Genomic DNA, 18129 nt, shown 5'->3' with positions numbered 1-18129 from the left:
ATGAATAAAATCCAGCTGAGTGTTGCTTCTTATTTAATAACGGAACGACTAATACTTTATTTGGTAAGGTATTTTGAAAGCGGAATCACTTTAATAATCAAATCTGGTCATTAGAAGATTGATTGTGATTTTTTGTGATTCTATTTGCAAAAATAGACAGCGTATAATTTGGGATTATTTAACCGGGAAATAAATTGAGAGTTTATATATATGTTTATTGCACAGGGTAGAGAGGTACTCTCCGGATACGTTACTATTGCCGCAGTTTTGTACACCGGACAGTCAGACAGGAGACGTCATGAAAATTTCCCGCCTCGGCGAAGCGCCGGACTATCGCTTCTCGCTGGCCAACGAGCGTACCTTTCTGGCATGGATCCGCACCGCGCTGGGTTTTCTGGCGGCCGGTGTTGGTCTCGACCAGCTGGCGCCCGATTTTGCCACGCCGGTGATCCGCCAACTGCTGGCGCTGCTGCTGTGCCTTTTTTCTGGTGGGCTGGCGATCTACGGCTACCTGCGCTGGTTGCGTAATGAAAAGGCGATGCGCCTGAAAGAAGATCTGCCTTACACCCACAGCCTGCTGCTTATCAGCCTGATCCTGATGATAGTGGCGGTGATTGTGATGGGGCTGGTGCTGTATGGCGGATAGCCGTAAAGCGCGTCGCCTGGCCGATCCGGGGCTACAGCCGGAGCGCACGTCGCTTGCCTGGTTGCGCACCCTGTTTGGTTACGGGGCGCTGATGGTGCTGGCGGTCAGGCACAACTGGCAGCAGGCGGGCCCGTTGTTCTGGGTCGCCCTGGGGGTGCTGGCGATGGTGGCGCTGATCCTCTGGCAGTACACCCGCAACCGCGCCCGGATGGACGTTTCGCTGTACGACTTTTCAGCATCCCGACCGGTGCGTATTAAATTTTTGATCTCCCTCGCAGTGTTCTCCCTCGCATTACTGTTTGCTGCTAGTCACGTTCACCATCTCATTATTTTTATCAGGGATTTTGCATGACAGGATGTCAGGTCATGGCCAAGCCGGCCAGTTCACGTTGCAATCTCAACTGCCACTACTGTTTTTACATCGATAAACCCCAGCAGCCGATCATGGATGACGCCACGCTGGAGACTTTCATCCAGCAGCATATCGCCGCCCAGCCGGGGCCGGAGGTGCAGTTTGCCTGGCAGGGTGGGGAGCCGACGCTCTGCGGGCTGGATTTTTTCCGCCGCGTCGCGGCGCTACAGCACCGCTATGGTGGGAGAAAGCGCATCACCAATGCCTTTCAGACCAACGGGATCCTGCTTAACGACGCCTGGTGTCGGTTCTTTCGTGAGGAGGGCTGGCTGGTGGGGATCTCCCTGGATGGCCCGGCGACGCTGCATGATGCGTACCGCGTCAGCCGCAGCGGCAATCCTACCCATCACAAGGTGCTGGCGGCGATTGAGAAGCTGCGCGCCCATCAGGTGTCGTTTAACCTGCTGACGGTCGTCAATCGGCAGAACAGCCGCCAGCCGGAGCGCCTGTACCGCTATCTACGCGCGCTGGGCACACCTTATCTGCAGTTTCTTCCCCTGCAGGAGCACGATAATCCGGAATCGGTGAGCGATGCGCAGTGGGGAGCGTTCCTGTCGACGGTGTTTGACGTCTGGGTGCGGGAGGATATTGGCCGCGTCTATGTCCAGCTCTTCGACTCAACGCTGGGAGTGTGGTGCGGCTATCCGTCGCAGATGTGCTCCCTTGCCGTCACCTGCGGCCACGCCTTTGCGCTGGAGGCCAATGGCGATCTCTTCCAGTGCGATCACTACGTCTGGCCCCAGTACCGGCTGGGCAATATCCATCAGACGCCGCTGGCAGAGCTGAATCAGAGTGAGGCGGCCATCGCTTTTGGTCTGCGTAAGCAAACAGATTTATCTGCCGAATGCCAGGCCTGCCCGATGCGTCACCTGTGCAACGGCGACTGCCCTAAACATCGGGTGGATGGCAAAAGCGTGCTCTGTGCAGGGTATCAGGCGTTCTTCCGCCACTCCGCTCCGCATATGCGGGTGATGCGCGATTTAATCCGCCATCACCGCTCGCCTGTCGAGCTGATGGCCCTGCTCCAGCAGAGCCACCGGGCACGTTAACGCCCTTTCGCCAGGTACTTCGCCATCTCCTCGTCCGGCACCATCCCGCCGCCAGTGGCCCACACCAGGTGGGTCGCATTTTCCAGCGAATAGCGGCCGGAAGCGGCGAGGCGCACCGGCCCGGCCATGCCCGCCAGCGCCGACGGCTCAAGGCGAATGTTCTCCTCCTGCGCCAGCCAGCCCAGCATGTCGTACATGCTCTGATCGGAGAGGGTATAAAACCCGTCGAGCAGGCGCTCCATGGCGCGACCAACAAAGCCTGAGGCGCGACCCACGGCCAGGCCATCCGCCGCGGTGAGGTTATCAATCCCCAGATCCTGCACCGCAATCTCATCGTGCAGCCCGGTATAGACCCCCAGCAGCATGCACGGCGAGTGGGTTGGTTCGGCAAAGATACAGTGAACATGGTCGCCAAAGGCCAACTTCAGCCCAAACGCCACCCCGCCAGGGCCGCCGCCCACGCCGCACGGCAGGTAGACAAACAGCGGATGCTCCGCATCCACCACCCGGCCCTGTTGGGCAAACTGCGCTTTCAGGCGCTCGCCGGCCACGGCATAGCCCAGAAACAGGGTGCGGGAGTTTTCATCGTCGATAAAGAAGCAGTTCGGATCGTTTTCCGCCGCTTTGCGCCCTTGCTCTACCGCCACGCCGTAATCCTGCTCATACTCCACCACCATCACGCCGTGGCTGCGCAGTTTAGCCTTCTTCCACTCGCGGGCGTCGGCGGACATGTGTACCGTCACCTTAAAGCCGATGCGGGCGCTCATGATGCCAATGGACATCCCGAGGTTACCGGTTGACCCCACGGCGATGCTGTACTGGCTGAAGAAGTCTTTGAAGCGCGATTCCAGCAGGATGCTGTAATCGTCATTGACGCTCAGCAGCCCGGCGGCGAGAGCCAGTTTTTCGGCGTGGGTCAGCACTTCATAGATCCCGCCGCGGGCTTTAATCGAGCCGGAGATCGGCAGGTGGCTGTCTTTTTTTAGCAGCAGGGTGCCGGGAATGGTCGCGCCAGACTCTTTCTCCAGCCGTTTTTGCATCAATGGGATGGCTACCAGCTCAGATTCGATAATCCCATTAGTGGCCGCCGTTTCCGGGAACGCTTTAGCGAGGTAAGGCGCAAAGCGGTTCAGGCGCGCCCGGGCATCCTCCACGTCGGCGTCGGTCAGCCCGACATACGGCAGGCCAGCGGCCAGGGTGGTGGCTTTCGGGTTAAGCCAGGTTGTTTCTTTCAGGGCGATCAGATCCTCCACCAGAGGATACTGTGCGATTAAGGTGGTGATGTTTGCGTTTTCCATAGGAGATCTCGTCGTGCCAGATGATGAAAGAAAGCAGGAAGGTGTCACTGAGTGCAAGAAATAATTTGCTAAAGCAATACGAGGAAACGCGCTGAAATGATGGTGTGAGATAGAGAGTCAGGAAGCGTGAAAACCTTCTGCAACATCAGCAAAGTAACTAAGTAGACGGTTGTCGCCTGAAGGCATACGTTGATGAGCCGGTGTTATCAGGCCCATCAACATGAATCTGCCTGACTCCCACATATGTTCGGTGTAAATCAGGTAATGATCGCTGGTACGGTGATAGTTCTCTTGACGTTCTCGCCAGATCTTTTCGTAATGCAGATTAACGTGAATATGATGAACGTTAGCGTCAACGGCGAAGGGCGGGAAGTCAAAGGGTGCGTCCCGACCTAACAAATCGGAAGGCACGCCTGTCGATTTGTAAGTGATAAATTCGGACTTTAGCTGAGGTTCAAGGCCAGGGTGAATACTAAAAGTGGGAAGGAAAAACTCATCCCATGTAACAGGGCTATATTCAGCTGTTACAGCCATCTGGACGTGGCCTTGTTGCCGGTTTCAAGCAAGTGCTGCATCGCAACGAAGTCTGCTCCTGAGTCCCGGGGCGTTGTCTTACGCGTAAGCTGATCGATAAGGCTCAGGTAATTTTTTGTAGCCAAACTGAGCATCTTGATGGCTTTCACAAACGCAAATTCTACAGAAGTTTTATCATACGCCAGGATAATGTCCTTTTCGGGCAGCATCAGGACAAAGGATTCAGCGATGCCTGCGACATGGATAGTTTGGCTCGAAATCTTCATCGCAAGCTTAGCTGCGGCGTCGAAGTCGCTATCAGCATATCGCGCAAGTTCAACGCGGCTTAACCGTAGATCTTCAGCAATGTCATTAAGCGCCGCCGTAAGATCACTAATATCAGTCTTGTTGATTTTTGCGCCCATCTCGTAAACCCGTTCGACAATCGTAGGCTGACACGCAACCGCTTTGGGTTGCGGCTGGAGACTGGCAATAACCAGTGCTACTGCTGCCTGCAAATGCTGAATTTTGAATTTCACGATAGACTCCATAATCGTCTTTTCCCGACGAGGCATAGCATTCTACTACTCAATTTAACTATAAGCTAAAGAAGTTCATTCGAGAAAGCCCGACGAAAAGCCGGGCCATTAGATGCTTACACCGCCTGCTCGTGATGCGAGGCGCGGGAGGCCAGCGGTAGCCAGCAGAGCACAATCAGCAGGCCCATAAGCGTCATCAGCAGCCCGAGGCTCGCCTGCCCATTTTGCGGCATCATCGCCGAGAGCCAGGCCAGCGCGCCGGAGCCGATATTCTGCAGACCCCCTACCAGCGCCCCGGCGGTGCCCGCGAGGAACGGGAAGGGCTCCATCGCGCCGCTGGTGGCCAGCGGGAACTGCATCCCCGCGCCAAAGAAGAACAGCGCGGCCGGGATCAGCAGGGTCCAGACGTTCATCACCCCGAACAGCCCCGGGATCCACATCATCAGCCCCGCCAGCAGGCAGCTCACCACCGACTGCCACATCAGGGTGGTAAAGCGTTTATTGGCCCGCCCGGCAAACCAGGCGCCGAAAAACGCCGCCGGGATCGGCAGGATAAACAGAATACTCACCACCATACTGCTGAGACCCAGCCCGGCACCTAACAGTACGCCAGAGCTGGCTTCGAACACCGCGATACCCGCCAGGCCGCCCACCAGCATCAGCACGTAGCAGTTAAAGGCTCCGTTGCCGAAGAGGATTTTGTAGCTGGTGAGCAGTTTGGTGCGCGGTGCTTCCGCGGGTCGGGTTTCCGGCATCCAGCGCGCCATGCTGAAGGTGACGATGATGCACAGCACCAGCAGGAAGCCGTAGCAGGCGCGCCAGGACCACATGGTATCCAGCAGGCCGCCAATCAGCGGGGCCAGCAGCGGACTGACCAGAATGCCCATATTGAGCAGGCTGTTGGCATGTCGCAGCTGGGTGCCCTGATACATATCGCGCGGCAGGGTACGCGCCATCACCCCGCCAACGCCGGTGCCGACGCCCTGCAACGCGCTGGCGGCAATCAGCACGCTCAGGCTGTGGGTGGTCATGGCAATCACCGTGGCGATCATAAATATCGTCATCCCCACAAGGATCACTGGACGACGGCCAACGCGATCCGAGAGCGGGCCGTAGAACAGTTGCGAGACGCCGTAGGTTAACAGGTAGGCTGCCATCACGCTCTGGACGGCACCCTCGCGTACCTGGAGTTCCTTCGCCATGTCGGCAATAGCCGGGATATAGATGGTTTGCGCCATCTGACCGACGGCGACCAGCAATACCAACATCAGGAGTAAATTAACGTTCCGCTGTCTTTTCATGTCGCTGAATAATTTTGCCAAAAGTGATAAATAAAGAGTAAGTGACTGCGCATTCCCATAAATGCGCGAGGAATCTACCACAGGAAAATGACAAATTAAGCATTGCTGTGATGAATGGAGACGCGGAAAAAGGCAGGATTTGTAAACAAGATCGGCAACTAATATTGCCAGTGATTCAGGCCAGGCGCAGGAGAATGGCGCCACCTGCAATACCCAGCGCCGCAGCAATACGCAGACCCGAAACCTTCTCTTTTAAAAGAACAAATGCGATCAGCGCACCAAAGAGAATGGAGGTTTCACGCAGCGCTGCGACCACCGCCAATGGCGCCTGCGTCATTGCCCATAGCGCCAGGCCATAAGAGCCCATAGTGCCAATGCCGCCGAGTAACCCCTTTTTCCAGTGCAGACGCAGGTAGCTGGACGCGTCGCGCCGACGTGCCACCATCGCCCAGCTCAGCAGACAGAAGCCGTTCATAAAGAAGGTCCACAGCGTATAACCTAGCGCGGTGTCCGATAGCCGTACGCCGGTGCCGTCCACCAGCGTATAACCCGCGATAAAACAGGCATTCAGCAGCGCCAGCCAGATCCCTTTTCGTGACTGCATGCGTCCGTTCATTGCCATGGCCAGTATTGAGAGGCAGATCACTCCGATGCCGGACCAGGCAAACCATGAGAGGTTATCACCCAGCGCCAGCACGCTGATAAGCGCTACCAGCAGCGGCGCGGTACCGCGCATTAGCGAATAGGTCTGACTCATATCGGAGACCTGATAGGTCTTCGCGACCAGAACGGTATACACCACCTGTAGGGCGCAGGAGACAATCAAAAACGGCCAGCTGGCCGCAGATGGTTGGGGAGAGAAGGGAAGCAACACCAGGGCAATCAGCGTGGCGGAGCCGCTGACGCCGATCGCCGAATAGAGCTTATCCGTTCCGGCTTTGACAATGGCATTCCAGCTGGCATGCAGCAGTGCGGCAAAGAGTAAGATGCAGAAAACGGAGAGCGTCATGGCGTATCGGGTGGTGAATTGTCACTCAACTGTAACATTCACAATCCGATGCTGCCAGCCGCTCAGATCGCGCAAAAAAGCCGGTGCGTGACGCGCGGTTCATCCGCGACCAGCGTAAAGCCAGCGCGCTGGTAGAAGGCCCAGGCAGTGTGCGGCGCATGAGTATTAAGAAAATCGAACCAGACGCTGGCATCGGCCATCACCACGGCGAGCAGCTGCCTGCCGATACCCAGCCCACGACAGCTTTCGCTGATATACAGGTGGCGAATACGACCGGCCCGCGGCTGCTGGCTGAACGGATCGCGATTTAGCCCGCAAATCCCCACCAGTTTGCCGTTCAAAAACGCACCCAGCAGCTTTTCACCCGGGGCGTTGAAGCGATTTTCACCCCGCTCCCAGTTCTCTTCCAGCCTGCGCAACATATTGAAATTGAGCGCGGTGCTCTCAGTTTTTAGCGCGATATACCCCGGTTCGTCCGGCGTGACAGGCTCAATTAATAAACGCAACATAGCATTCCCTCGTTATTAAAGAGGGGCGGTTTCCCGCCCCTCTTTGGTGCGGCTTGAACCTGAGTTACTTAACGTATTTCAGGACAGCATCAAGCAGTTGCAGTGCTGCAACAATGAGTTTGAGGATAAGTACAACCATATCCACTACGCTCATACGCGTCTCCTCTGGTTAAGGAGCACGATGCTGGCGTACCTTTCCGCCGCCTGTGGCCAGCACCTTTGTTGACGTAACACAGTGTGCTCAGGTGGGGAGTGGAGGCGCTGACGGCACCACCCGTTTCAGCCAGGACTTCGTTGCGCCGGTGTACTACGAGCGGCTCCCCTCACACCCTGTGAACACACCCAGTATAGATAAATACTGTATATATGAACAGTAATTTATGGACAAAACGTGAAGGGCGATCCATACTCAAAGGCGTCAAAATCCGTGCCGTAAATTGCGCGTTCCCGCGCGATCGCGTATACTTCGGGCGTTGACGTAACACAGTGTGCTCTGCGGTCACCAGCCGCAAACACTGCAAAAAAAACCTCGCTCCGGCGGGGTTTTTTGTTTTCATCACCCGACAAGCGAAACGTGATCTCTGACGCATTTTCAGGCAGATGAAAATAATTCCGTTGTCACGCCTGAAAACCTGTGCTTGTATAAATCCACTCAATGATTCCAGATACAGGTTCCTAATGAACGCTTCCCTGCTGACTTCGACCCTACTAAAAACTGCGCACCCAGCCGCAGTGGTCGTCGTGCGTGTGGTGGTCGTCGTCGGCAATGCGCCGTAGGGACTGAATCAACACACGATTCCAAACCCCGCCGGCGCAAACCGGCGGGGTTTTTCGTTAAAAGCCCCCCGGAAAGTCGGCCCATAAGAAGGACTGGAGCATGGCAAGTTCGGGCACAACATCACACAAGACGCGTTTTACAGGCGCGCAGTTAATCGTTCATTTGCTGGAACGTCAGGGCATTACCACGGTAGCGGGTATTCCTGGCGGGACGGTACTCCCGCTGTATGACGCCTTAAGCCAGAGCACGCAGATCCGCCACGTGCTGGCGCGTCACGAGCAGGGCGCAGGCTTTATCGCGCAGGGCATGGCCCGTACCCAGGGCAAACCGGCGGTCTGTATGGCCTGTAGCGGGCCGGGGGCCACCAACCTGGTGACCGCCATCGCCGATGCGCGTCTCGACTCTATCCCGTTAGTCTGCATTACTGGCCAGGTGCTGGCCTCGATGATCGGCACCGATGCGTTCCAGGAAGTGGACACCTACGGCATCTCTATCCCCATCACCAAGCACAACTATTTAGTGCGCGATATCAGCGAATTACCGCAGGTTATCAGCGATGCGTTCCGTATCGCCCAGTCCGGCCGTCCGGGCCCGGTGTGGATAGACATTCCTAAGGATGTGCAGACTGCTGAAATTGAGATCGAGGTGCTGCCGGAGCCGGGCACCCGCGCGCCATCCCCGGAATTCAGCGTTGAGAGCGTGCGCGAGGCCGCGGCGATGATTAATGCCGCACAACGTCCGGTGCTCTATCTGGGCGGCGGGGTGATCGATGCCCCTGACGCGGTGCGCACCCTGGCGGAAAAAGCCAGCCTGCCAACCACCATGACCCTGATGGCGCTGGGCATGCTGCCAAAAGCGCACCCGCTGTCGCTGGGGATGCTGGGTATGCACGGGGCGCGCAGCACCAACTTTATTCTGCAAGAAGCTGATTTATTGATTGTTCTCGGGGCACGTTTTGATGACCGGGCGATTGGCAAAACCGAGCAGTTCTGCCCGAATGCCAAAATTATTCATGTGGATATCGACCGCGCCGAGCTGGGCAAAATCAAGCAGCCGCATGTGGCGATCCAGGGCGACGTCAACGAGGTGCTGGCCCAACTGCTGCCGCATATTGACGCTACCCCGCGCAGCGCGTGGCATCAGCAGGTGACCGGCCTGCAGCAGGAGTTCCCGGGCGCCATCCCGACCGAAGGCGATCCGCTCAGCCACTACGGGCTGATTAACGCCGTGGCCGCCTGCGTGGACGACAGCGCCATTATCACTACCGACGTCGGTCAGCATCAGATGTGGACCGCCCAGGCCTATCCGCTGAACCGTCCACGCCAGTGGCTGACCTCCGGCGGGCTGGGAACCATGGGCTTTGGTCTGCCTGCGGCCGTGGGCGCGGCACTGGCCAACCCGGACCGCAAGGTGATCTGCTTCTCCGGCGACGGCAGCCTGATGATGAACATTCAGGAGATGGCCACCGCGGCGGAAAACCAGCTGGATGTGAAAATCATCCTGATGAACAACGAAGCGCTGGGCCTGGTGCATCAGCAGCAGAGCCTGTTCTACAAGCAGGGCGTCTTTGCCGCCACCTATCCGGGGATGATTAACTTTATGCAGATTGCTGCCGGGTTTGGCCTGCACACCTGCGATCTGAATGCCGAAGAGGATGCGCAGGCCTCGCTGCAGGCGGCGATCTCACGCCCTGGCCCGGCGCTGATCCACGTCCGTATCGATCCACAGCAAAAAGTCTATCCGATGGTCCCGCCGGGTGCGGCCAATACTGAAATGGTGGGGGAATAAGCCATGCAAAAACAAAACGATAACGTCATCCTTGAGCTTACCGTCCGCAACCATCCCGGGGTCATGACCCACGTCTGCGGGCTGTTTGCCCGCCGGGCGTTCAACGTGGAGGGCATTCTCTGTCTGCCGATTCAGGGGAGCGAGCACAGCCGCATCTGGCTGCTGGTGAATGACGATCAGCGCCTGGAGCAGATGATGGCCCAGATCGATAAGCTGGAGGACGTGGTGAAAGTGGTGCGTAACCAGTCCGATCCGACCATGTTTAACAAAATTGCGGTGTTCTTCGAGTAAATCACTCCCCGGCGGCGTCCGGGGTAATGATCTTCACAAAGCCGTTCCGGCAGTGGGCCGGATAGTCTGCCGGAAGCGGGCGGTCGCTGATCAGCACATCAAAGGCCGACAACGGCCCGATGCTGGCGGGGGCCACTTCATCAAACAGGGCGTAGCGGGCCAGCAGAATTTTGCGGATGCCGTGCTGCATCGCTTTGCGCTTGGTGGCCAGGTCGTCGAGGTTAAACCAGGTCACGCCGTAGTGCTCATGCACGCCGCTGGCGGAGATAAACACCTTGCGTGGGTTCAGAGAGTCCAGCACCGACGGATTGCTGGTGTCGTAAAATGCATCGCTTTTAGCCCGATAGGTGCCCCCACACAGAATGGCGGTGGCGTTGGGCTTCTCATTGAGCGCCATAAACACGCGATGTGAATAGCAGATGCCGGTGAAGGTAATGTCGTCGGGGATCATGCTAATCACCAGCGGCATTTCCGGGCCGTTATCGAAAAAGACCAGATCGTTTTCCGCCACCATGCCGGCCGCCAGAATGGCGATGGGCAGGTCGTCGGGATGGTGAGTCTGACTGCGCACCACCGGTGTTGCAGGCGCGGTGGCCGGTTTATTGACCATCACGATATAGCCGCCCAGCAGGGTCAGGGGAAGCACGGTGTCATGGTTATCCGGGCTGAGATCGCGACGGATGGTCATGACGGAGACTTCAAGCATCCTGGCAGCATCTTTCAGGTGAATGCGATCGGTTTTCTTTAATAGCTCAACCAGACGCCGGATTCGTTCTTTTTGCTTCGTCTCCATTCACCCTCTCCGTACCGTGTGATGTTCCTTAAACCACATTTATGATGCGTCGGGAACATTCTTGTTGCGCCATACTATACTGCCGCCCGGCAGGAAAGAAAAGTCACTTCTCAAACTGCGATAACTATCCAAACCACTGTAATTAATAGCTATATTTTAAAATATCGCTGTTACATCACACTTTTGCCGCTGCGTAATGCTCAAACAGTAAACAGCGTGGCGGATCCGCTAATCGCGATCGCAGTCACAAATGATACGAAAATAACATGATAATGTTACGATAATATCATTGTTGTGTGATTGTTTCAGAGAGGTAGTAAACATGGATATCGCGGTTATCGGCTCCAACATGGTGGATCTCATCACCTACATTAATCAGATGCCGAAAGAGGGCGAAACCCTCGAAGCCCCGGCGTTTAAAATCGGCTGTGGCGGCAAAGGCGCGAATCAGGCGGTGGCGGCGGCCAAGCTCAATTCGAAGGTGATGATGCTGACCAAAGTCGGTGACGATATTTTTGCCGATAACACCATCCGCAATCTGGAGTCCTGGGGCATCAACACCACCTATGTGGAAAAAGTGCCGTGCACCAGCAGTGGCGTGGCGCCGATCTTTGTGAACGCCAACTCCAGCAACAGCATTCTGATTGTGAAGGGTGCCAATAAATTCCTCTCGCCGGAAGATATCGATCGCGCGGCAGACGATCTGAAAAAATGTCAGCTTATTGTTCTGCAGCTCGAAGTGCAGCTCGAAACGGTTTATCACGCTATTGAGTTTGGTAAAAAGCACGGTATTCAGGTGTTATTAAACCCGGCTCCGGCACTGCGTGAATTAGATATGTCTTATGCCTGCAAATGTGATTTCTTTGTGCCGAATGAAACCGAGCTGGAAATTCTGACCGGCATGCCGGTAAATACCTACGAGAATATCTGTCTCGCGGCGCGATCGCTGGTGGATAAAGGGCTGAATAATATTATTGTCACCATGGGCGAAAAAGGTGCCCTGTGGATGACGCGCGACCGGGAAGTCACGGTTCCGGCAATTAAAGTGAATGCCATCGATACCAGCGGGGCCGGTGATGCCTTTATCGGCTGCTTCGCCCATTACTACGTCCAGAGCGGCGATGTTGAAGCCGCCATGAAAAAAGCCGCCCTGTTTGCCGCCTTCAGCGTCACCGGGAAAGGCACCCAGTCGTCTTACCCCAGCATTGAACAATTCAATGAGTATCTGGCATTGAACGAATAATAAAACCCTGCGAAATAAAAGGTAGCACTATGAACGATAAAAACATCATTCAGATGCCTGACGGCTATCTGAATAAAACCCCTCTGTTCCAGTTTATTTTGTTATCCTGCTTATTCCCGTTATGGGGATGCGCTGCTGCTTTAAATGATATTTTAATTACGCAGTTTAAAAGCGTCTTTGCACTCAGTAATTTTGCCTCAGCGCTGGTGCAAAGTGCGTTTTATGGCGGTTATTTCCTTATTGCTATTCCGGCCTCGCTGGTGATTAAAAAAACCAGTTATAAAGTGGCGATCTTAATCGGATTAACGCTCTATATCGTGGGCTGTACGCTCTTTTTCCCGGCGTCGCACATGGCAACCTACACCATGTTCCTGGCGGCGATTTTTGCCATCGCCATTGGTCTGAGCTTCCTCGAAACGGCGGCCAATACCTACAGCTCGATGATTGGCCCGAAAGCCTACGCCACCCTGCGTCTGAACGTCAGCCAGACCTTCTATCCGATCGGCGCGGTGGCCGGGATTTTGCTGGGTAAATATCTGGTCTTCTCCGAAGGCGACAGTCTTGAGAAGCAGATGGCCGGGATGAATGCCGAGCAGATCCATAACTTCAAAATCCTGATGCTGGATAACACCCTCGAACCCTACAAGTACATGATTATGGTGCTGGTTGTGGTGATGGTGCTGTTCCTGCTGACCCGCTTCCCGACCTGTAAAGTGGCGGCAACGCCGCAGCATAAACGCCCGTCGGCGATGGATACCCTGCGCTACCTGGCCGGCAACGCCCGCTTCCGTCGCGGTATTGTGGCCCAGTTCCTTTATGTTGGGATGCAGGTGGCGGTGTGGTCATTCACTATCCGACTGGCGCTGGAGCTGGGAGACATCAACGAGCGTGATGCCTCTAACTTTATGGTCTACAGCTTTATCTGCTTCTTCATCGGCAAGTTTGTCGCCAACATCCTGATGACCCGCTTCAACCCGGAAAAAGTGCTGATCCTCTATTCGGTGATTGGGGCGCTGCTGCTGGTCTACGTAGCACTGGCCCCGAGCTTCAGTGCGGTGTATGCGGCGGTGCTGGTGAGCATTCTGTTCGGACCTTGCTGGGCCACCATCTATGCCGGCACCCTGGACACCGTGGACAACGAGCATACCGAGATGGCAGGGGCGGTGATCGTGATGGCGATTGTCGGGGCGGCAGTGGTGCCTGCGGTGCAGGGCTATGTTGCTGACCTGTTCCATTCGTTACAGGCCTCGTTCCTGGTCTCAATGCTGTGCTTTGTCTACGTGGGCGTCTACTTCTGGCGTGAGAGCAAAGTGCGCCGCAACCTGACCGAAGCCACCGCTTCCTGAGGATGATCACCATGACGAAACTTCCCCTGTGGCGGGCGCTCTTTACCGAACAGCCGCGTGCTTTACTGGAAAATGACGACTTCACGGTGACGGCGTTTCGCTACGCCAGCGGCGTGGAGGGGCTGCGGGTGCAAAACAGCCGCGGTCACCTGGTGATCCTGCCCTGGCTGGGGCAGATGATCTGGGATGCGGAGTTCGATGGTCGTGACCTGACGATGCGCAACATGTTTAGCCAGCCAAAAGCGGCAAAAGAGGTGGTCGAGACCTATGGCTGCTTCGCCTTCCACTCCGGGCTGCTGGCTAACGGCTGCCCGTCGCCGGAAGATACCCATCCCCTGCACGGCGAAATGCCCTGCGCGTCGATGGACGACGCCTGGCTGGAGCTGGATGGCGACAGTCTGCGGGTGGCCGGACGCTACGAATATGTGATGGGATTCGGTCATCATTATCAGGCCCAGCCGACGGTGACACTGCATAAAGAGAGCGCCCTGTTCGATATCACCATGTCGGTGACCAATCTGGCGACGGTGCCGATGCCGCTCCAGTACATGTGCCACATGAACTATGCCTACGTGGAAGGCGCGACCTTCAGCCATAACGTACCGGATGAGGCCATTCAGCTGCGCGAGTCGATACCGGCCCACGTGAAGCCGACCGAACAGTGGCTGGCGTTCAACCGACGTCTGCAGCAGGGCGAAGCGACGCTGACCACCCTCGCGGAACCGCAATTCTACGATCCGGAAATTGTCTTTTTCGCCGACCAGCTCGATCGCTACACCGACAGCCCGGAATTCTGCATGATTGCGCCCGATGGCGTCACGTTCATTACCCGTTTCGCCAGTGCCGAGCTGAACTACGCCACCCGCTGGATCCTCTACAACGGCGATCAGCAGGTGGCCGCCTTCGTGCTCCCGGCCACCTGCCGTCCGGAAGGGTTCCTGGCGGCAGAGCGCAGCGGCAGCCTGATTTCGCTGGCCCCGGCGCAAACGCGCAGTTTTACGGTGACCACCGGCATCCTCTGACGGTGTAAATCGTTCATAGCTTGAACAGCAACGCGCTTGCCGCTAAGGTAAGCGCGTTTTTTTAATCCCGCCAGGATCTCACCATGACCACCATCGCCCTTATCGACGATCACCTTATCGTCCGCTCCGGATTTGCCCAGCTGCTGAGCCTGGAGCCCGATTTTCAGGTGGTGGCCGAGTTCGGCTCCGGTCGCGAAGCGCTGGCCGGTCTGCCGGGGCGCGGGGTGCAGGTCTGTATCTGCGATATCTCGATGCCGGATCTCTCCGGCCTGGAGCTGCTGAGCCAGCTGCCGAAGGGGATGGCGACCATTATGCTTTCGGTCCACGACAGCCCGGCGCTGGTGGAGCAGGCGCTGAACGCGGGCGCACGCGGATTCCTCTCCAAACGCTGTAGCCCGGACGAACTGATTGCCGCCGTGCGCACCGTCGCCACTGGCGGTTGCTACCTGACGCCGGATATCGCCATCAAGCTGGCGGCCGGACGCCAGGATCCGCTCACCCGACGTGAACGCCAGGTGGCGGAAAAGCTGGCCCAGGGGATGGCGGTGAAGGAGATCGCCGTTGAGCTTGGCCTGTCGCCAAAAACCGTCCACGTTCATCGCGCCAACCTGATGGAAAAACTCGGCGTCAGCAACGACGTTGAGCTGGCTCGCCGCATGTTTGACGGCTGGTAATGCAGACGCTTTTCTCCCGGCTGGTGGCGGTGGTCGCCAGCTTCTTTATCTTCTCCGCCGCGTGGTTCTGCTTGTGGAGCATCAGCCTGCACCTGGTGGAGCGCCCGGAGCTGGCGGTGCTGCTGTTCCCCTTTGGCCTGCGGCTGGGGCTGATGCTGCAGTGCCCGCGCGGCTACTGGCCGGTGCTGCTCGGGGCCGAATGGCTAATGCTGGTCTGGCTGGCGCAGGAAGTGGCGCTGGCCCATCTGCCCTTATTGATGACCGGAAGCGTGCTGACGCTGATCTCCGTGGCGCTGATCTCCCGCTATCGTCACCAGCGCGACTGGCGCACCCTCCTGCGCCAGGGGGCGGCGCTGATTGCCGCCGCGCTGCTGCAATCCCTGCCGTGGGTGGGCGAGAAGGAGATGCTTAACGCCCTGCTGCTGACCCTGACCGGCGGCCTGACGCTGGCACCCACATGCCTGGTGATCTGGCATTACCTCACCAGCACCGTCTGGCAACCGCTGGGCCCGGCGCTGGTCTCCCAGCCGGTGAACTGGCGCGCCCGACATCTCATCTGGTATCTGCTGCTGTTTGTGGTGAGCTTGTGGCTGCAGCTTGGCCTCCCCGCCGAGCTGTCGCGCTTTACCCCGTTCTGTCTGGCGCTGCCGATTATCGCCCTGGCCTGGCACTACGGCTGGCAGGGGGCGCTGATCGCGACCCTGATGAACGCTATCGCGCTGATCGCCAGCCAGACCTGGCACGACCACCCGGTGGATCTGCTCCTCTCCCTGCTGGCCCAGAGCCTGACCGGGCTGCTGCTCGGGGCGGGCATCCAGCGCCTGCGCGAGCTAAACCAGTCCCTGCAAACCGAGCTGGCGCGCAATCGCCGTCTCGCCGAGCGGCTGCTGGAGACCGAAGAGCATGTCCGCCGCGAGGTGGCCCGCGAGCTGCACGACGATATCGGCCAGACCATCACCGCTATCCGCACCCAGGCGGGCATTGTCCAGCGCCTGGCCCCCGACAACGCGGGCGTGAAGCAGGGCGGGGCGCATATCGAACAGCTCTCGCTGGGGGTATACGATTCGGTGCGCCGTCTGCTCGGCAGACTGCGTCCGCGCCAGCTGGACGATCTGACCCTGGTGCAGGCGGTACGCTCCCTGATGCGCGAGATGGAGCTGGAGAGCCGCGGCATCGTCAGCCATCTCGACTGGCATATCGATGAGACGGCGCTGAGCGAAGGCCAGCGCGTTACCCTGTTCCGCGTCTGTCAGGAGGGGCTGAATAATGTCGTGAAGCACGCCAGCGCCAGCGCGGTGACGCTGCAGGGCTGGCAGCAGGATGAACGCCTGATGCTGGTGATTGAAGACGACGGCTGCGGCCTGCCGCCCGGCTCCGGTCAGCAGGGCTTTGGCCTGGCGGGGATGCGCGAGCGCGTCACGGCCCTTGGCGGCACGCTGGCCATCTCCTGCACCCACGGCACCCGCGTCAGCGTCAGTTTGCCGCTAAGGACACATCATGTTTAAAACGCCCGCCAACGCCGCCCCGATCGGTGACAAAGCCGAGATCGACGCTCGCTATCGCTACTGGCGTCGCCATATCCTGATCACCATCTGGCTCGGCTACGCGCTGTTCTATTTCACCCGCAAAAGCTTTAACGCCGCCGCACCGGAGATCCTCGCCAGCGGAGTGATGACCCGCACCGATATCGGCCTGCTGGCAACGCTGTTTTACATCACCTACGGCCTGTCGAAGTTTTTCTCCGGCATCGTCAGCGACCGCTCCAACGCCCGCTATTTTATGGGCATCGGGCTGATCGCCACCGGGGTAGTGAACATCCTGTTCGGCTTTTCGACCTCGCTGTGGGCCTTTGCCCTGCTGTGGGCGCTGAACGCCTTTTTCCAGGGCTGGGGCGCGCCGGTTTGCGCCCGCCTGCTCACGGCCTGGTACTCGCGCAACGAGCGCGGCGGCTGGTGGGCGATATGGAATACGGCACATAACGTCGGCGGGGCGTTGATCCCCATCGTGGTGGGCGCGGCGGCGCTGCACTACGGCTGGCGTGCGGGGATGATGATTGCCGGGAGTCTGGCCATCGTTGCCGGGCTGTTTTTATGCTGGCGGCTGCGCGATCGGCCGCAAACCGTGGGGCTGCCGGCGGTGGGCGACTGGCGGCATGACGCGCTGGAGATCGCCCAGCAGCAGGAGGGTGCGGGGCTGACCCGCAAAGAGATCCTCACCAGATACGTGCTGCAAAACCCCTGGATCTGGCTGCTGTCACTCTGCTACGTGCTGGTCTACGTGGTGCGGGCGGCGATCAACGACTGGGGCAACCTGTATATGTCCGAGACGCTCGGCGTGGATCTGGTGACCGCCAACTCGGCGGTATCGATGTTTGAGCTGGGCGGGTTTATCGGCGCGCTGGTGGCGGGCTGGGGGTCGGATAAGCTGTTCAACGGCAACCGCGGGCCGATGAACCTGATCTTCGCCGCCGGGATTTTGCTTTCGGTCGGCTCCCTGTGGCTGATGCCCTTTGCCAGCTATGTGATGCAGGCGGCCTGCTTCTTCACCACCGGCTTCTTTGTCTTTGGCCCGCAGATGCTGATCGGCATGGCGGCAGCAGAGTGCTCGCACAAGGACGCGGCAGGCGCGGCGACGGGCTTCGTCGGGCTGTTTGCCTACCTCGGGGCATCGCTCTCCGGCTGGCCGCTGGCGCGGGTGATCGACACCTGGCACTGGAGCGGGTTCTTTGCGGTGATCGCCATCGCGGCGGGGATTTCGGCCCTGCTGCTGCTGCCGTTCCTCAACGCCCAGGCACCGCGTGAGGTGAGCGAAGCGTGATGCGCCTCACCTTTTCGCCGCGAGTGGGGCAAAACTAAGATATTTTCCCGGTTTCACCTGGACGCTGTCTCAGGCGTTGCTCCCGACTGATTTTTACAATG

20 protein-coding genes are annotated in these 18129 nt (G+C 58.1%); 12 read left to right on the top strand and 8 right to left on the bottom strand.

The features are described 5' to 3' along the window. The first annotated feature begins 298 nt into the window (after positions 1 to 298). The 3 genes from LG383_RS18750 to LG383_RS18740 are packed head-to-tail and all read left to right on the top strand — an operon-like array spanning position 299 to position 2107. Positions 299 to 646, top strand: coding sequence for a YidH family protein (locus LG383_RS18750; RefSeq protein WP_106995577.1), 348 nt, complete (start codon positions 299 to 301; stop codon positions 644 to 646). Next, positions 636 to 998: a DUF202 domain-containing protein gene (locus tag LG383_RS18745; RefSeq protein ID WP_225759906.1), complete on the top strand. Its 363-nt coding sequence runs from the start codon at positions 636 to 638 to the stop codon at positions 996 to 998. The genes LG383_RS18750 and LG383_RS18745 overlap by 11 nt, the downstream gene beginning before the upstream one ends. Then, positions 995 to 2107: an anaerobic sulfatase maturase gene (locus LG383_RS18740; RefSeq protein ID WP_225759905.1), complete on the top strand. Its 1113-nt coding sequence runs from the start codon at positions 995 to 997 to the stop codon at positions 2105 to 2107. Before LG383_RS18745 ends, LG383_RS18740 begins: the two co-directional genes overlap by 4 nt. Here the strand turns inward: LG383_RS18740 and dsdA are convergent. From dsdA to tisB, 7 genes are all read right to left on the bottom strand, one after another. After that, positions 2104 to 3405 (bottom strand): D-serine ammonia-lyase, encoded by a 1302-nt coding sequence (dsdA, locus tag LG383_RS18735; RefSeq protein ID WP_225759904.1) that lies wholly within the window; start codon positions 3403 to 3405, stop codon positions 2104 to 2106. The genes LG383_RS18740 and dsdA overlap by 4 nt on opposite strands. A gap of 117 nt (positions 3406 to 3522) precedes the next feature. Then, positions 3523 to 3939, bottom strand: coding sequence for a type II toxin-antitoxin system YafO family toxin (locus tag LG383_RS18730; RefSeq protein ID WP_225759903.1), 417 nt, complete (start codon positions 3937 to 3939; stop codon positions 3523 to 3525). Next, positions 3930 to 4457, bottom strand: coding sequence for a hypothetical protein (locus LG383_RS18725; RefSeq protein WP_225759902.1), 528 nt, complete (start codon positions 4455 to 4457; stop codon positions 3930 to 3932). The genes LG383_RS18730 and LG383_RS18725 overlap by 10 nt, the downstream gene beginning before the upstream one ends. A 116-nt stretch (positions 4458 to 4573) precedes the next feature. Continuing rightward, the gene (gene emrD / locus LG383_RS18720) at positions 4574 to 5758 is read right to left on the bottom strand and encodes a multidrug efflux MFS transporter EmrD (RefSeq protein WP_225759901.1); all 1185 of its coding nucleotides are present in this window, start codon (positions 5756 to 5758) and stop codon (positions 4574 to 4576) included. Between the two features lie 175 nt (positions 5759 to 5933). Next, the gene (locus LG383_RS18715; protein ID WP_225759900.1) at positions 5934 to 6767 is read right to left on the bottom strand and encodes a DMT family transporter; all 834 of its coding nucleotides are present in this window, start codon (positions 6765 to 6767) and stop codon (positions 5934 to 5936) included. Positions 6768 to 6829: 62 nt separating this feature from the next. After that, positions 6830 to 7276 carry a GNAT family N-acetyltransferase gene (locus LG383_RS18710; RefSeq protein ID WP_225759899.1) on the bottom strand — a complete coding sequence of 149 codons (447 nt, stop codon included), beginning with the start codon at positions 7274 to 7276 and terminating at the stop codon, positions 6830 to 6832. A gap of 64 nt (positions 7277 to 7340) precedes the next feature. Next, positions 7341 to 7430, bottom strand: a complete 90-nt coding sequence (gene tisB / locus LG383_RS18705) for a type I toxin-antitoxin system toxin TisB (RefSeq protein WP_039032257.1) — start codon at positions 7428 to 7430, stop codon at positions 7341 to 7343. A gap of 524 nt (positions 7431 to 7954) precedes the next feature. On the opposite strand from tisB, the gene ivbL reads away from it, so the two are divergent. The 3 genes from ivbL (at position 7955) to ilvN (ending at position 10133) form a co-directional block, all read left to right on the top strand. Next, positions 7955 to 8053, top strand: a complete 99-nt coding sequence (gene ivbL, locus LG383_RS18700) for an ilvB operon leader peptide IvbL (protein WP_106995583.1) — start codon at positions 7955 to 7957, stop codon at positions 8051 to 8053. A 100-nt stretch (positions 8054 to 8153) separates the two neighbouring features. Then, complete coding sequence (gene ilvB, locus LG383_RS18695) at positions 8154 to 9842, top strand: acetolactate synthase large subunit (RefSeq protein ID WP_225759898.1); 1689 nt, start codon at positions 8154 to 8156, stop codon at positions 9840 to 9842. 3 nt (positions 9843 to 9845) lie between these two features. Then, positions 9846 to 10133: an acetolactate synthase small subunit gene (gene ilvN / locus LG383_RS18690; protein ID WP_039032259.1), complete on the top strand. Its 288-nt coding sequence runs from the start codon at positions 9846 to 9848 to the stop codon at positions 10131 to 10133. Between the two features lies 1 nt (position 10134). Here the strand turns inward: ilvN and LG383_RS18685 are convergent, their stop codons facing one another. Next, positions 10135 to 10926 (bottom strand): DeoR family transcriptional regulator, encoded by a 792-nt coding sequence (locus tag LG383_RS18685; RefSeq protein WP_106995585.1) that lies wholly within the window; start codon positions 10924 to 10926, stop codon positions 10135 to 10137. Positions 10927 to 11248: 322 nt separating this feature from the next. Between LG383_RS18685 and rbsK the strand changes: the two genes are divergently transcribed. The 6 genes from rbsK (at position 11249) to LG383_RS18655 (ending at position 18028) form a co-directional block, all read left to right on the top strand. Then, the gene (gene rbsK / locus LG383_RS18680; protein WP_106995586.1) at positions 11249 to 12169 is read left to right on the top strand and encodes a ribokinase; all 921 of its coding nucleotides are present in this window, start codon (positions 11249 to 11251) and stop codon (positions 12167 to 12169) included. Positions 12170 to 12198: 29 nt separating this feature from the next. Next, entirely contained in the window at positions 12199 to 13515 is a 1317-nt protein-coding gene (gene fucP / locus LG383_RS18675; protein WP_106995587.1) for an L-fucose:H+ symporter permease, read from the top strand. An 11-nt stretch (positions 13516 to 13526) separates the two neighbouring features. Beyond that, the gene (locus tag LG383_RS18670; RefSeq protein WP_225759897.1) at positions 13527 to 14537 is read left to right on the top strand and encodes an aldose 1-epimerase family protein; all 1011 of its coding nucleotides are present in this window, start codon (positions 13527 to 13529) and stop codon (positions 14535 to 14537) included. An 83-nt stretch (positions 14538 to 14620) separates the two neighbouring features. Continuing rightward, a complete protein-coding gene (gene uhpA, locus LG383_RS18665; protein ID WP_106995589.1) occupies positions 14621 to 15211 on the top strand; it encodes a transcriptional regulator UhpA in 591 nt (196 codons plus the stop codon). After that, positions 15211 to 16716: a signal transduction histidine-protein kinase/phosphatase UhpB gene (gene uhpB / locus LG383_RS18660; protein WP_106995590.1), complete on the top strand. Its 1506-nt coding sequence runs from the start codon at positions 15211 to 15213 to the stop codon at positions 16714 to 16716. The genes uhpA and uhpB overlap by 1 nt, the downstream gene beginning before the upstream one ends. Beyond that, the gene (locus LG383_RS18655) at positions 16709 to 18028 is read left to right on the top strand and encodes an MFS transporter (RefSeq protein ID WP_166181035.1); all 1320 of its coding nucleotides are present in this window, start codon (positions 16709 to 16711) and stop codon (positions 18026 to 18028) included. The genes uhpB and LG383_RS18655 overlap by 8 nt, the downstream gene beginning before the upstream one ends. Positions 18029 to 18129: the final 101 nt, after the last annotated feature.

The organism is Leclercia sp. Marseille-Q4284 (assembly GCF_916618945.1).
GTDB classification, from domain to species: domain Bacteria; phylum Pseudomonadota; class Gammaproteobacteria; order Enterobacterales; family Enterobacteriaceae; genus Enterobacter; species Enterobacter tamurae.
Note: the sequence above shows the minus strand (reverse complement) of the source record. Positions and strands in the feature narration are given on the sequence as shown.